This is a genomic window from Pseudoalteromonas espejiana DSM 9414 (assembly GCF_002221525.1).
Lineage (GTDB): Bacteria > Pseudomonadota > Gammaproteobacteria > Enterobacterales > Alteromonadaceae > Pseudoalteromonas > Pseudoalteromonas espejiana.
Genome location: NZ_CP011028.1, coordinates 523,247 through 538,450 on the forward strand (window position 1 = coordinate 523,247; position 15,204 = coordinate 538,450).

9 protein-coding genes and 1 pseudogene are annotated in these 15,204 nt (G+C 39.3%); 6 read left to right on the forward strand and 4 right to left on the reverse strand.

Going from position 1 to position 15,204, the window contains the following annotated elements:
• Positions 1 to 192: 192 nt before the first annotated feature.
• From PESP_RS02285 to galU, 5 genes and pseudogenes are all read left to right on the forward strand, one after another.
• A complete protein-coding gene (locus PESP_RS02285) occupies positions 193 to 2,604 on the forward strand; it encodes a hypothetical protein (RefSeq protein WP_089346591.1) in 2,412 nt (803 codons plus the stop codon).
• Positions 2,605 to 3,307: 703 nt separating this feature from the next.
• Entirely contained in the window at positions 3,308 to 4,549 is a 1,242-nt protein-coding gene (locus tag PESP_RS02290) for a hypothetical protein (protein WP_089346592.1), read from the forward strand.
• Between the two features lie 753 nt (positions 4,550 to 5,302).
• Positions 5,303 to 6,052: pseudogene (locus PESP_RS02300) on the forward strand (sugar phosphate nucleotidyltransferase); the annotation flags it as partial.
• A gap of 247 nt (positions 6,053 to 6,299) precedes the next feature.
• Complete coding sequence (locus tag PESP_RS02305; protein ID WP_089346594.1) at positions 6,300 to 7,466, forward strand: nucleotide sugar dehydrogenase; 1,167 nt, start codon at positions 6,300 to 6,302, stop codon at positions 7,464 to 7,466.
• A gap of 195 nt (positions 7,467 to 7,661) precedes the next feature.
• On the forward strand, positions 7,662 to 8,582 hold the full coding sequence (galU, locus tag PESP_RS02310) for a UTP--glucose-1-phosphate uridylyltransferase GalU (RefSeq protein ID WP_089346595.1): 921 nt from the start codon (positions 7,662 to 7,664) through the stop codon (positions 8,580 to 8,582).
• A gap of 285 nt (positions 8,583 to 8,867) precedes the next feature.
• Here galU and PESP_RS02315 read toward each other — a convergent pair whose 3' ends face one another.
• A complete protein-coding gene (locus tag PESP_RS02315; RefSeq protein ID WP_089346596.1) occupies positions 8,868 to 10,310 on the reverse strand; it encodes a capsule assembly Wzi family protein in 1,443 nt (480 codons plus the stop codon).
• A gap of 341 nt (positions 10,311 to 10,651) precedes the next feature.
• Complete coding sequence (gene zapE / locus PESP_RS02320) at positions 10,652 to 11,761, reverse strand: cell division protein ZapE (protein ID WP_089346597.1); 1,110 nt, start codon at positions 11,759 to 11,761, stop codon at positions 10,652 to 10,654.
• A 59-nt stretch (positions 11,762 to 11,820) separates the two neighbouring features.
• Here zapE and rsuA point away from each other — a divergent pair, with 59 nt between their 5' ends.
• Positions 11,821 to 12,519 carry a 16S rRNA pseudouridine(516) synthase RsuA gene (gene rsuA, locus PESP_RS02325; RefSeq protein ID WP_089346598.1) on the forward strand — a complete coding sequence of 233 codons (699 nt, stop codon included), beginning with the start codon at positions 11,821 to 11,823 and terminating at the stop codon, positions 12,517 to 12,519.
• An 18-nt stretch (positions 12,520 to 12,537) separates the two neighbouring features.
• Here rsuA and PESP_RS02330 read toward each other — a convergent pair whose 3' ends face one another.
• Both PESP_RS02330 and PESP_RS02340 read right to left on the reverse strand, forming a co-directional pair.
• The gene (locus PESP_RS02330) at positions 12,538 to 13,311 is read right to left on the reverse strand and encodes a YggN family protein (RefSeq protein WP_089346599.1); all 774 of its coding nucleotides are present in this window, start codon (positions 13,309 to 13,311) and stop codon (positions 12,538 to 12,540) included.
• Positions 13,312 to 13,772: 461 nt separating this feature from the next.
• The gene (locus PESP_RS02340) at positions 13,773 to 15,185 is read right to left on the reverse strand and encodes a tetratricopeptide repeat protein (RefSeq protein ID WP_089349080.1); all 1,413 of its coding nucleotides are present in this window, start codon (positions 15,183 to 15,185) and stop codon (positions 13,773 to 13,775) included.
• Positions 15,186 to 15,204 lie beyond the last annotated feature (19 nt).

The following is a 15,204-nucleotide window of genomic DNA, read 5'->3' on the forward strand; positions in this document are numbered from 1 at the left end:
CTCAAACACTTACTTAATAAGAATATATACATTGTCACTTCAGTACGACCTAGCGATGCGGCTACCTTATTTGCGAACAGAATTAATTCACAAGATAGGAATTTTTATCAACATGTTAACTACCTGTTTGTAAAACTAGGCATTGCTGGGGTTGAAAGCACAAAGCTCACTATTGAAGCAGATCTAATTGGGTTGCAAGCCATAGAGATTGTGCCGCAGACACTCTATTTAAAGGGGCTCGATCAGTTAATGCTCCAAACGATATTAGGCCGTATTCTTTATTCAAGTGACTCTCAATTAGCACAGCTATCACAGGGTATAATTTCAGCTTTAAGGGGGGAAGGCGCTACAATAAAAGGATCAGAGAGAGTAAATACACTTTTTGCGATTGAAACAATTAACATGCTGTGTGATAGCAACTTTTATAATGATAAGACAACGTTACCATTAATATTGCAACCTGCAATTAGAGCAAATAATGAAAAACCCTATGAAATTAACTCTGAAATAATTAACTTTTCATCAGTGCTTGATGAGACATTTAAACAATTAATCGAAAAATACCAAGTATCATTAAGTCATTATCATAGTGCTGATCTACATTCAGGGTTTAGTTTAATGGCCTATGCAGTAATGGAAGAGCGCTTAAACCTGATAAGAGTTTATTTTGGTCAGTTTGGTGATTGTGCTGTTTATAGCTTATTGTTCTCTTCTTTATTGGGGGCTCCATTCTCCTCAAAGGTTGTCCGTGACGTCATTGAAGCCATTATTTATTCAGACGATGAGCAATTAGCCCCGCTTCAGGCGCTACTCCCGACTGAGTATGATTACCTATCTTTGACCGCTGAGCATTATACGATCATGGATGAGATATATGAGATACTAAGGCGATTACCTAATTATGCTGAACAGTATAATTACAAGCATGGTTTGCTCGCAACATTCTTTAAGCAACAACTCAGCTTTATTATCACAACGATTGAAGGGAATGAAAAAAAGAATGAAAACTCACTCAATTGGCATTTATTGCAGCTAATATTTACGGTGATCGATGCTGAATTTGGGGGAGATAAAGATTATATAGATAAAGGGGTTGCGGGCTATTTTAAGGCACTACCTTTAGCCATATTAAAGCGTGATATAGCTGAGTTCTTTTATGACATGGATAGCACTCAGACATTCATGGCTTACGCTTATTGCGATGAGGCGCTTATCGTCCTCAGATTACTCATCAATCTTAATGAAAACCAAAAAGCGATGGAAGCGCTACTTCGTCTTGAACATAAGATAAGCACTGAACCACATCTCCAGGTCATATCTGCTATGGAAGAGCAACGTGAGGCGTTAAGTGTATCTCGGGCTCATATCTATAGCCGACAGGTAGATCCCGACTTAAATGAAAAATCGGTCGCAGCTTTTGACGAGCTTAATCAACTGTCATCTAAATATAAAAAATATAGCCCAGATTATTACAGGGTATACGCGCGAGAAATGAGTAGTATCACCGCGAAATTAGACAACAAAAAAATATCAATCGAACAAGCGCATCATGCGTACCTAACTGTCTTTGAAGAATTTGATAATGGATTTAAAGAGGATTCGTTTGGCGTCAGGGATTTGATCGTGAGCTTAGTATTAAATATTGCGCTGACTTCAAGCTTGCCCGATGAAAAAGAGCAATTATTACTAAAAGCATGTCAATTTGCGACTGAGAATTACACCGACTACGGTGAGCAGGCACTAGACAAGCTTTTAGAAACAAAGTCTAAGTTCGTGACATGTGTGTTAAACACTAAAAATACACATATGGATGCAATAGAAGAAGCCATTTTAGCCTGTATAGATATCTATAAAATAATGTCTGAATATAGAGAGCGACTCCCTGGGTGTTTTGATGAATATTACTTTCCTTGTGTGTTTAGGTTGTTTACTTTTAAACCACTCTATGAAGAAGAATTCCCACAACTTCCGTCAGAGAAAGAGTTTGCACAGGCCTTTCTTGACTTAAAAGAAAATAAACCAGCGGTGTATGCATCAAATTTAGACAGGTTTAAGCACTTCAAAGCAGTTGCTAATGTCGGTCATTATCTTAAAGAGAGTCACGAAAACTTTTACTTTAACAAAAGAAATGTAGATTCTTTAACCCTCGGGGAGCAGGTGCTGACTTATTCACTTAGTCTCGAAGTGGACACAGTCATAGAGCATATAGATTGGCTGATAAAGCGGTATGATAGCACGCAGCGAAGTGAGCTTGCGTTACTGACATTGAGTGCCTGGCATAGGATCACGCAAGACCCCGTGAGTAAAGACGACACGGTGAATGAGACTCTCATTCAAGCTTTGAAAAGGCTTATCGATACAGACTTTGATTTACACCCTTACCTGCTTGAGATGGATGATTTATTTCAAGCGGTGATAACAACATATATGCATGATAATCAGGATAGGCTCGCCGGTATTAATCTTGGTGAGCGTTTATTCTGGGCAACTGTGATGACGTTATCTCATTTTTTTTACAGCGCGACAGAAAAGGATATTTGGGAAGAAATATTTAACATTGCTTATGCGTTAGCATACAAGGAAGTGTCGACCCACAATCGCTAACGAAGGTACTCAGTTAATCACTTGCTCTGCTCATCTGCAAAAAGGTGAGCAGAGCTGGGTGACATGTTCAAGGTATTTTTATGCGTCAGGGGTTAATAAAATCACTAAAGTGTCAGTCCTGTGCTGTTTTATATCCCAGGTGTAAACGAAAATAAATAGTCCCTAAAAAGTCATTGTGATAACAGTGTGTCGCCATGCGAGCGTATAGTGGTAGCGCCGATAAACGTGCCTGTATCCACGTTTATTCCCCCAGGTTTTTGGTTATGCAGGAGTGTCTCAAATAGCCAAGTTCAGACGTTTTTATGTCTCATATGTAAAGTTAAATGTGGCGAAAAGTCTTGCTGTATAAGGGCTGTCGGGGAGGGCGGTGTTTTCTTCTAATAGCAGGAACTGTAACCCGCTCAGCATAACTCAACCTTAATCGTGTGGATTAGTGTCTAATATATCTTAAAGCCAATATGTGATGTATGTCTAATCTTATGTCGTAGGTTTTGGCTGGCTAATAGTATCTAAAAAGTATCCATTTCGAAATAAAAACGCATAAAGCTGTGGACATTGAAGCTTGAATTAACTAAATTTTAACACCTGTGTTTTTTATGTTTGTGGTGCAGAAATTTAAATAACTCAGTCGGAAAACACAGAGTGTTACGCTCGAAGTGACATTAAAAACAGTAAGATTAAATAAGTAAAAATAAGGAATGATATGAAACGGAATGTTAATTATGTATGGGTATTTATTTTAACTCTACTTCTCACTGCCTGTGGCGGAGGTGGGGGCTCTGGTTCATCTGAGAGTGCGAATACATCAACAGGAGGTGGAGGCACTACAGGAAGTGTAACCACAGAAGCACCAAAGGTTGCTAGTTTTACAGTAGATAGTGAACTCAGCTGCACAGCAACAGTAAAATGTGAAAATATAATCACTGTAGAAGTCGATGCAGAGATTACGGGGGCTAAATTTCAATTAAATGGTGTTCAAGGAGACATTGTTTTCTCTGATAGCTTTTTGACGATACCTGAAAGCGGTGAAATAACGTTTGATAGCACTAAGACTTTTAAGCTGAATGTAACCTCACAAATAGCGGGTGAAATTAGTATTGAGTTAGTGGCTATTACTGATACTAATGGCACTTATGATATTGGCAATGCTTCAGCTGTGATTACGTTTGCTGAGCAGCCTGTCCAATCACAGCTAGGTACAAGTATAATGTATTTCAACCCACTTAATGATGCTACCCTTTCATCAACGGGTGAACAAAATGAAAATACGGTAATCGCCTCAAAAATTACAGTAACGCGCTATAAACGTAATGCCGATGGCAAATATGTTCAAGAGTCACAAGATGTGGTTATACTTGATAGTGAAAATAAGTTTGAACAATCGCTTGCAGTAGGTGAGTACTATGAGCACATAGCAGTCAGTACAAGCTTTGCTGAACTTGAAACAAGTCGCCAGTTTTCGATAAGTCGTGGTGGCTTAGCAACAAATACTATGATGCTCTACCCTGTAGGAGTAACCGTAGAAGAAGTAGCAGCTCAAAAAGAAGCGCATGAGCTAGGTGAATATAATTTATTCACTTATTATATTAATGACTTCACTTATAACTGGGTCGATAGAAAGCCACTGAGTGTTAAGTATGATGCTGAGCTTGAACTTATCGTGAACTCATTCTCTCTTGTAGATAGCAGTACTTCGAGTGTTGCAATTTTGTCTAATTTAAACTTCAACCTAAAAGTAAAAGACACTGACTTTAATGTAGATATAACTTCAGGGACCCAATCTTATGATTTTGTTCCATTGTCGGCTGGTACAGCATCAATAGAGTTTGCCCTGTCTAATTTTACTGCAGGTAATCAAACGCTTGAACTTGAAATGCGAATCGCAGGGTCACAAACCATTGGTGGTTTTAGCGAGACCGCTGTGGATATTGAAATTCTTGAGTAACGAAGTGAATTCTAAAACTGAATATTTATATCTATTTTAGGTAACCAGAACACGAAACCAGAGAAGTCCATCTAGCTCATTTTTATTCATGTTCATCTGCCTAGCCATAACTCTTTATCGAGTATATGAGATAGGCAGTTACACAAAACGAGTTACAGTCTCGATAAATGAGGCTTATTGAAGGTGAGGTAACTTGTATTTTATGTAAATTATGCTTGCCTTTAGTCGCATATCTCTCCACGTGTCAAAGACCGTGTTTTTACGGATAAAACCATCCCACTCAGTGCTAGCATAGATTTCTTTTTCAGTTACATAAATATCTATTAAACCACTTGCTCTCTTTAAGCATTGCAACGTTTTAAAATAAGAATGAGATTTTATAAAATCGGGAGTCATTAAAAAGTCTAAAGAGACCTTGTACTCTCGCGTTTTAGAATGTACTTCCTCTATTAGATTGCTTAAAAAATTAAAATCATTAGTCAAAACGTAGCTCTCTCCCTGCGACTTTAAATATGTATTAGTTAGTAAATACATAAAGTATTTACAGAACAAATGTTCCCATAAACGCTATTATACACAGTATTCCGTCTCATCAAAAAAGTTAATACAGATTTTACTTTTCACTTATTCCCTACCTCAACATTAAAGTATGTAGATTTTTGTGTATTTAACTCATTTTTATTGATTTATCACGTATACAGCTAGTTTCATATTTAATTTAATAATAAAGGACTACTACTCAGCAAAGCAGTTATTCCTGTTGCCAACCTTGGCTACCTATGACCAAAGCAATTCCTAAGGAGATGCTACCAATTGTAGATAAACCTCTTATTCAATACATAGTAAGTGAGTGTGTATAGACGGGCCTTAAAGACATTATACTTGTAACGCATAACTCTAAAAATGCCATAGGAAAACACTTTGCTACGAGCTTGAAGCAACCTTAGAAAAGCGCGTTAAGCGTGCCTTACTTGAAAAAGTACGCTCTATTTGCCCTGCTGATGTAACTGTAATGAGTGCTGGCCAAGGTGAAGCTAAAGGTTTAGACCACGCTATTTTGTGCAAAACCTATTGTTGGCGATTTTATTGTATTACATCCCTGATGCTTATACGGCAGATCAAAAAACTGAAAACCTAGCCGCTATGATCAAACGCATTAACGAAACTAAAGCAAGCCCGGTAATGTTAGAGCCAGTAGCGCAGGATGACGTAAGTAAATACGGTGGTGCTGATACTAATGGCGTACAGCTAACGGCAGGTAACAGCGCTGCAATTAAAACAAAAGTTGAAAAACCAGAGGCAGATAAAGCTTCATCAAACCTTGCTGTAGTAAGGCATTACGTACTAAGCTAAAATATTTAGTCGTTACTTGCTAAAACGCCAGTGGGTGCTGGTGGCGAAATCCGATTAACTGACCCTATTGATACATTATTGACTCAAGAAACCCTTGAAGCGTTTCATGTGAGTGCTCACTCACACGATTGTGGCGATAAACTCGGTGATTAAAAAGCGATTGTTGAATACTTAATGCGCTATGAAAAACAAGGTAAAGACTTCACTGCTTTATGAATCAAGTAGCTCAAAGTAATGAGCAGCCTTAAAAGCAATATAGTTAATTTTTAACAAAAAGCGCACACTGAATTAGGTGTAAGCTTTTATATTTTAGTTATTTTAATTAAATTTATTGTTTATTCGTTTTAGCTCTAAGCTCTGTTAAAATAATAAAAAACTTTAAACATAAAGGAATAACATGAAAATTGCCGTGGTAGGTACAGGCTATGTAGGCCTATCTAATGCTATGCTCTTATCGCAACATAATGAAGTAGTTGCACTAGATATAGACGAGCAAAAAATAGCACTTTTAAACGATAAAAAATCACCTATTGTTGATACTGAAATTAGTGAGTTTTTAACACGCGGTGATTTAAACTTTACAGCAACTACCGACAAGGTAGCAGCCTATAAAAACGCTGATTATGTCATTATAGCTACACCAACTGACTACGATGTAGAAAACAATTACTTTAACACCAGTTCTGTAGAAGCGGTTATAAAAGATGCAATGGCGCATAACCCTAATGCTGTAATGGTAATTAAGTCGACTATACCTGTTGGCTTTACGGCCGATATTAAAAAGCAACTTAAGGCTGAAAACCTAATGTTTTCTCCTGAGTTTTTACGTGAAGGGAAAGCTCTTTACGATAACCTACACCCATCACGTATTGTTGTGGGCGAGCAAAGCGAGCGCGCTACTGTTTTTGCCAACTTGCTTAAGCAAGGTGCGATAAAACAAGATGTTGAAGTGTTATTTACTGACTCAACAGAAGCGGAAGCTATTAAGTTATTTTCTAACACTTACCTTGCAATGCGAGTTGCTTACTTTAATGAGCTTGATAGCTATGCAGAAGCACACGGCTTAAACTCTAAGCAAATTATAGAAGGGGTAGGCTTAGACCCTCGTATTGGCAACCATTACAATAACCCATCCTTTGGTTACGGCGGTTACTGTTTACCAAAAGACACTAAGCAACTGCGTGCTAACTATCAAGATGTACCGAATAATATTATTGGCGCAATTGTTGATGCTAATACAACACGTAAAGACTTTATTGCTGACTCAATTATTAAGCGTAGCCCTAAAATTGTGGGTGTGTACCGCTTAGTAATGAAGAGTGGTTCTGATAACTTTAGAGCGTCTTCTATTCAAGGTATTATGAAGCGTATTAAAGCCAAGGGTATTGAAGTTGTTGTATTTGAGCCTGTGCTTGAAGAAAACGAGTTTTATCACTCTCGCGTTATTAAAGACTTAAACGAATTTAAGAAAATATCTGATGTTGTGGTTTCTAACCGTATGGTAGAAGAACTGAGCGATGTTGCAGATAAAGTGTATACACGCGATTTATTTGGTAGTGATTGATTAGCGGTAAAATTTGCTGAACATTTATATAATGCTAAATTTAGTCTGCCCTCAATGTATCATCCTTGATTCATTGAGGGGGTTACAGCTTCAAAAAGTATTAATGCTTCCAAATGCTAAAACTTTCCCATTCAGCCCCCATCTACATTTAACCTGTTAACTTAAAGTAATTAATTTACAAATAAAGGACTACCCATGAAAGCAGTTATTCCTGTTGCTGGCCTTGGCACACGTATGCTACCTATGACTAAAGCAATTCCTAAGGAAATGCTACCAATTGTAGATAAACCTCTTATTCAATACATAGTAAGTGAGTGTGTAGCTGCAGGTGTTAAAGACATTGTACTTGTAACGCATAGCTCTAAAAACGCTATAGAAAACCATTTTGATACCAGCTACGAGCTTGAAGCTACGCTTGAAAAACGTGTTAAGCGTGCACTACTTGAAGAAGTTCGCTCTATTTGCCCTGCAGATGTAACCGTAATGAGTGTACGCCAAGGTGAAGCTAAAGGTTTAGGGCACGCTATTTTATGTGCAAAACCTATTGTTGGCGATGACGATTTTATTGTATTACTTCCAGATGTAGTACTTGACGCTTACACAGCAGATCAAAAAACTGAAAACCTAGCTGCTATGATCAAACGGTTTAACGAGACTAAAGCCAGTCAAATTATGCTTGAGCCAGTAGCACAAGAAGATGTAAGTAAATACGGTATTGCTGACATAAACGGCGTACAACTAACACCAGGTAACAGCGCTGCTATTAAAACGATGGTGGAAAAACCAGATGCAGACGCAGCACCTTCAAACCTTGCTGTGGTTGGCCGTTACGTATTGAGTAAAAACATTTGGCCGCTACTTGCTAAAACACCAGTAGGTGCTGGTGGCGAAATACAGCTAACTGACTCTATTGATGCGTTAATGACTCAAGAAACAGTCGAAGCGTTTCACATGAGTGGTCGTTCACACGATTGTGGCGATAAGCTGGGCTACTTAAAAGCGATTGTAGAATACGGCATGCGCGATACTAAGCTTGGCGACGACTTTGGCCAATACTTAACTACTTTGGTTAATGATGAGACAACTTCACAATCGGATAATGTTGTGAATTTATAATATTGTAGAGCTTTTATTGTTTGTAAGCGCGGCTATATGCCGCGCTTTTTTGTGAGGGTATGTATTTTGGCTGACGCCGGCTGTTAGGCTTTGCGTGAGCAATCTCCGAGCTTCATGCCTACAAAAAATTTAAAGCATTCATTCACAAAGAGGTTAAGAGGGCACTTCGCTTTAGATGGCCGTGTTGTAACAGCGGCTTTATGCCGCGTTAAGGTGAAACGCGAGGTAAACTCGCTGCTACTAAAGTGTTTAAAGCAAAACTTTGAGGTGCGCTTTTAATAAACTTTAAAAATTTGCAAATACAGCTAACCCTGCAAATGTTTCCCCGTATACATCTTTGCCCTGATAAAGCTCTGCTCCCCAACTTTGTGCGCCCATTATTGGTTTGCTTAATTTACGCGTATACGCTGTTTGCAGTTCGTAGCTAGTTTTGTATCCTTCACGCTTATTTTTCAGCGTGCGGATGGCTGTATTGAGCGTTTCTATAGAGCTTAATTGCCAATGCCAATTGATACTCATAGATTTTGCTGGCGTGTAGTCGGTGTAGTCGTGCTCATCACCAGCCCAATGACCTATTACATTACCTGAATTACGATTACCATCTTGATATAAACTGTTGCCATACCAGCTTACCTGCCAGTTACTGTGCTCAAAACGAAGGCTGTGATCATTAGCGATAAATGGTAAGTATAAGCCAAAGCTGTAGGCGTTATTTCGCGAGCCACCTAACGTGTCTTCTAGGGCAATTTCACCATAAAGCTCAAATGGTAGGGAATAAAGGCTATTATTATATTCAAAGGTAATAGAGCCTAGCTGATCGCCTAGCTCGTATCCATCTCCCAGTTCGTTAGCATCTTCAGTTGTTATATTATCTTTACTGCCTGGAGTAAAAAAACCTTCAGCAAAGTCTTTTAGCGTTACGCTACGTGGGCCGCCACCAAATTGCATTAAGCGGCTTAAACCAATAGTTAGGTTATCGGTTGCGGCAAAGCTTGTGTGTAAACCAAATAAGTATGGCTTGCCCGGCTCATAAACTCTATCTACGCCAGTTTGTTTACCTTCTTTTAATATTCCACTTTGCTCTGTCATTTGGCTAATAAACATATCGTATCGAATGTTAAAGCTAGTGATTGGATCTACGTTACTAAGTGTTATTGAAGGTGTTGTTTTAGCTTGTGTGCTTAATAGCATGGCGCTGTCTTCAAACGGTGAGTACCAGTGTTCGCGGTAACCAATATCTAATTGTGCATATTTATACCCTAAGTATATAAAGCTTTGCGTAGGGAGTATTTCGTCTTCATTGGCTATACCTGCCACACTTACACCAAAATGGCGGCCAAAGTTGGCATATGCGCCGCCTTCAACAATTAAGTTGGTTTTTGTGGTTTGCCCACGTTGGTTTGGCAGTGTTTTGTCTTTAGTGCCTGCGGCAATAGTTACTTTTGCAAAAGCGCCTGCATCGCTTTGCACATAGGGACTAAGTTGGTACGAAAGCGTTTGGTATAGCTCGGGGTAAGTGTGCCTAACAGCTTGAAGCACGTTGTATATATCGTGTGCTTTATAGGGTTTACTCATTATATGGGTGTTTTTACTTACGGCTAAGAGGCGTTGTACTTGATGCTCAAGCTCGGGTACTTGGTTTAAAGGTAAATAAGGTGAAACCCCGCCTTTAGCCATTACATTTGCACTGACTGCCATCCCGAAAAGTAGCGATATTTTTTTTAGCATAATTATTCCGTTAGCAAAAAATTGTTTAAGTAAAAAACGTTAATGCGAGGTTAGCAATAAATAACTTAGTAAGAAAGTAAAACACTCAAACCCGCTAAGATATTTAGTAGCTTATAAGGTTAGTTTTTCGTAATGCTTGTCGTTATTGGTAAGTGCAATATTAAATTTTGGTGCAGGGAAGATGGCTATAAAAAGCAGGAGTTAGATTTACTTGTAAACGCGCAGCTTGCTGGCATTTAAAAGCTAAGCTTTTACGATTATTAATTACATTATTAAACTATTAGAAGCTGTGCTTCTCGCGTGAGCAAGCTCTACGCCTTCAATGTAATATTAAAAAGGTGCTACCAATTCTGCATTTCGACTATACGCGACTGTGTTCGCGCATATTCAAAACTTAATTTTTTACCTTCATACAGCGTTTCTATCTGCGCCTGAGCATTAATTACTAACAACTTATGGCAATCGTAAAACTCATCAACCAATGCAATGAAACGCCGTGCTTCGTCATCTAAATAGTGCTCATCAAGCGTTTGTTTTTCTCGTTGGTAGCTATCTTCAATCCCGTGCACAATTACCTTACCCGTAGCCCCTACACCCATTTTTGGCACGTTTGCTATATACAAAACATCAAACTGTTTGGCTAAAAACATATAATCGTGAGCGCTTCGAGGGCCAGAGCACAGCGCCATAAAATCAATCATCAGCGCATTATTCGCTTTAAATAAATATGGCAAAGCGCGCGAGTGCACCTGTAAGATTTGATTTTTAGTCGCTTGAGGGTACTGTTTAGTAAACAGTTTATTAAACTCATTGTTTGGTAAATTAATAAAATAATGGCGGTTATTTTTACCGTATCTAAAGCGGTGATCTTCCTGCCCGGCCACACTCACTATGTGGCAGTGGTCGTTAATTAAATCGATTGTAGGTAAAAATCGTGCGCGTTGTAAGCCGTTATAATAAAGCTGCGCTGGTTTTACATTTGATGTTGCCACCAGCACTACACCATAATCAAACAAGGCATTAAATAACCTAGCCATAATCATTGCATCGCCAATGTCGCTAACAAAAAACTCATCAAAGCACAGAACTTTTATATTTTTAGCCCACTGCTTGGCAATGAGTGTAAGCGGATTTTTTTGCCCTTGTAGCTGGGCAAGTTGGCCATGTACTTGCGCCATAAAGTGGTGAAAATGCAGCCTTTGCTTTTTAGTAGTTGGTAAATTTTTATAAAATAAATCCATTAGCATAGATTTACCACGCCCTACTGGCCCATGTAAATAAACCCCTTTAATTAAAGGTGCTTTTTGCCACCAAGGAGTATTAACTTGCAGCTGTGTAGCCAAGTTATTTAACGCGTTAACCGCATTTTGCTGGGCACTGTCAACACACAGTTCTCCCGCCTCTATCTTTGCTGTATAAAGGCTTAATATTTGTGGGCTGTGTACTGTCATGGTATTTCACTATCAGCTATAATCGCGCCCATTGTAGCCGACTAAAAATGTGAACCAAAATGAAATTCCCTTGCCGCTTAGATAAATTTGTTAGCCATTTAGCAGAACTTCCTCGCTCAAAAGCACGCTCAGCAATTAAGCGCCAGGCTGCAACTGTAAATGGCGAAGTAGTTACTGCGTTCGACTTTCAAGTAAAGCAACAAGACGAAATAATGTTTGAAGGTGAGCAACTCGTATTTTTAGGTAAACGTTACTACATGCTAAATAAGCCCGTGGGTTACGTATGCGCAAATAGTGATGAATTACACAGAACAGTTTTTGACTTACTTGATGAGCCTAATATGGCCGACTTTCATGTGGCAGGCCGACTTGATATTGACACCACAGGTTTAGTTATTATTACTAACGATGGTGACTGGTCTCATAAAATCACTTCGCCTAAAAATAATAAATTTAAAACCTACCTAGTAGAAACCCAAGAACCCATTACCGACGAGTCGCTTGAGCAATTACGAGCAGGCGTACAACTTCATAACGAAAAAGATTTAACACGCCCAGCAAAAGCAGAGAGACTGGCTAACTTTGGGCTACGTTTATCTATTTGTGAAGGTAAATACCACCAAGTTAAACGCATGTTAGCCGCTGTAGATAACAAAGTGGTAGAGCTACACCGTGAGCAAATTGCCGGTATTAAACTAGATGAAAACCTAGCCAGTGGTGAGTATCGCCAGTTAACCGCAGAAGAAGTTAAACTGTAAAGCTAATAACGTCTCTATTTAAGATTTAATCTGCACTAAATCAAAATCGGCCATGCCAGGCACTATAGCTTGCAAACGTGACTCGGTTACATCTAGTGCATTTAGGCATTCACAATATTCAGAGGCTTTGAGCTCAAGTTGCTGAGCCTTTTTTTTCAGTGACTTATCTATCTCTTTTGAAATGATATCCATGCGTTGGCCCATATCGTTAATACGATCTTCTATATTGCCTTCACGCGATTTAAACGCATCACCAAGGGATACTAAAATAGCGCCTAGCGAGCCATGTACGGCAGAGTGAATTTGCTGGCTTATTTCTTTAGTGAAGAAGTCATCTATTTGCGAAAGTGATTGCGGGGCTATAAAAAAGAAATCATCACCACGCTTAAACTTATCCATAAGTGCGCGTTCTACATATTGCAGTTGGGTTTTAAGTACTTCAGGCTCTTTATCAGACATACCCTCAACTACGTGCTCAATAGCGCTTAAGCCCAAGTTAACGCCGTCTGTAGCCAAGTTAACTAACTCCGGTACGGTATGACGAATACCATGACTGAACTGTTCAAGCACTTTACTTTCTTCATTACTTAAATCAACCCAATAACCACGTATAAACAGCTGGTTATTATTGTTAATTTGTACGCGGGTTTGGCCTTTATCAAGAATACGTATTACGTCGTCGGTAATTATTAAACCATGGCTAAGCTCAACGTCACACTGCGACTGAGCCGAAAATGCAGAGCTTGAAAGTGCTAAACACAGCGCCAATATCGAACGAGATAACAACGCCATAAACACCCCAACAAGCCAAAAAAGTAAGGCAGGTAGGTTAACAAAAAAACAATTTTATGCAAGAAAAATAGCTTTTTGTAACCACCTATAAAATGCCTTAGCTGCTCAAAAATTAAGTAAGGTCCATGTTCAATATTTTAATCTAGGCGTTGAGCTTGCTCACGCGAGAAGCGCAGCTTCTAATTATTAAACGATTTAAAAACTGCGTTTTTATACGCCAACAAGTTGTGCGTCTACAAGTTAAACCTACAGCTACACCTTGGTGGTAGGCGTTGAGCTTACTCTCGTGAGAGGTGTATCTTCTAATTTTAAGCGATTTTAAAAACTGCGTTTTAATACGCCAGCAAGTTGTACGTCTACAAGTTAAACCCATAGCTACACCTTGGTGGTAGGCGTAGAGCTTGCTCACGCGAGAAGCGCAGCTTCTAATTACTAAGCGATTTAAAAATTGCGCTTTAAACTTACCCTTCTTGGCGAACTATATTCTCTAGCGCGCGAATATTGGTTATTAAATCTTGGCGTTGTGGGTTTGCCTGATACGCCTTTTTAAGGTGCTTAAGTGCCTCTGGGTAATTTTTTGAATCAATCGCTATTTGTGATAAACCAAGCCAAGCCGAAAGCTGATATTTAGGCAGTGCTTGTGCGCGTACGTACATTAGTTTGGCTTGAGTAAGCTGGTTTTTATCGCGATAAATACTGGCAAGGCTTAGTAGTGCATCACCCAAGTTAGGGTTTATTTTAAGTGCATTATTTAAACTTTTAACCGCACGTTTGCTATTACCTTGCTGCATAGCTAGCTGGGCACTGTATACCGAAAACTGTGCTTGTTCTTCACTTGGTAGGCGCTTTGTTAACCTTTTTGCGCTGCGTATTAGCTCTTTTGCTAAATCCCACTGTTGCTGCGATACAAGCCAGCCAAGTGTTTGCATTGTGGTATTAATTACGTCGGCTTGCTGCGCTTTAGTGGCATGCTTTAAACCTTGTTTTAAAAGCGAAACAGCGCGCTTACTGCTGCCTTCACTTAAATGTAATTGTGCTGCGAGTAATTGGTTACTGGTATCTTTTGGGTTAAGTTTTAAAGCGACCTCAATGGCCGAAAGCGCCTGTTTATTTTGCTCAAGTTGCAGGGCAATTTGCGCACGCTGTAACCAAAGCTCTGCGTTATCAGGCGTTTTATTTAATAACTCTTTTAATAATGCATTTGCTTGGCTTAAATCGCCCGACTCAATTAAGGCAAACAATAACCCTTGTTGATACTGCGCTGTTTCGGGTTCAAGCATAAGTGCTTGGCGGTATGCGGCCACCGCACTCCAAGGTTGACTATGTTGCACATGAATATAAGCAAGTTGCGCATAGCTTTGTGCGTCAGCTTGGCCAAGTTCAATACTATGCACTAGGTGGGTTTGCGCTTTAGTGTAATTTGCCTGTTGCATGTATAAAAGGCTTAAACCTTGGTGAGCCTTTACTAAATCGGGAGCGCTTTTTAAGCACGCTAAGTAAGCCGTTTCTGCGCTATTAAACTCTTTTAAAGTGAGTAAAACCTGCGCGCGTAATAAGTTAAGTGCAGTGCTGTCGTTGTTTATATCACGGCTTTTAAAAAGGGCTGCAACCTCTTGGTATTTACCTTCTTGTAGTAATGGCTGTACTTGGCGAGCAAAGCCACGTTCTGTAGGCTCAATTAGCACCTCGGTTGGGCCTAACAGTTTATTATTTATAGCTAACTGCCAAGTAGGATCGCTTGGCGATAGCGTGACTTTAAGCGGTGCACTTACTTGGCTTGCATATGCCTTAGTAATACCTAATAAAGGCAAAGAGCACATAAGCGTAGTATAAAGGGTGCGAGTAAGTAATTTAGGCAGTTTAATTGCGTTCATATTTTTCATTTTGTTGGTG

Coding starts and splice junctions, on each gene's coding strand:
- PESP_RS02290 (WP_089346592.1), top strand. CDS start 3,308: ATGAAACGGAATGTTAATTATGTATGGGTATTTATTTTAACTCTACTT.
- galU (WP_089346595.1), top strand. CDS start 7,662: ATGAAAGCAGTTATTCCTGTTGCTGGCCTTGGCACACGTATGCTACCT.
- PESP_RS02330 (WP_089346599.1), bottom strand. CDS start 13,311: ATGGCGTTGTTATCTCGTTCGATATTGGCGCTGTGTTTAGCACTTTCA.
- rsuA (WP_089346598.1), top strand. CDS start 11,821: ATGAAATTCCCTTGCCGCTTAGATAAATTTGTTAGCCATTTAGCAGAA.
- PESP_RS02315 (WP_089346596.1), bottom strand. CDS start 10,310: ATGCTAAAAAAAATATCGCTACTTTTCGGGATGGCAGTCAGTGCAAAT.
- PESP_RS02340 (WP_089349080.1), bottom strand. CDS start 15,185: ATGAACGCAATTAAACTGCCTAAATTACTTACTCGCACCCTTTATACT.
- zapE (WP_089346597.1), bottom strand. CDS start 11,761: ATGACAGTACACAGCCCACAAATATTAAGCCTTTATACAGCAAAGATA.
- PESP_RS02305 (WP_089346594.1), top strand. CDS start 6,300: ATGAAAATTGCCGTGGTAGGTACAGGCTATGTAGGCCTATCTAATGCT.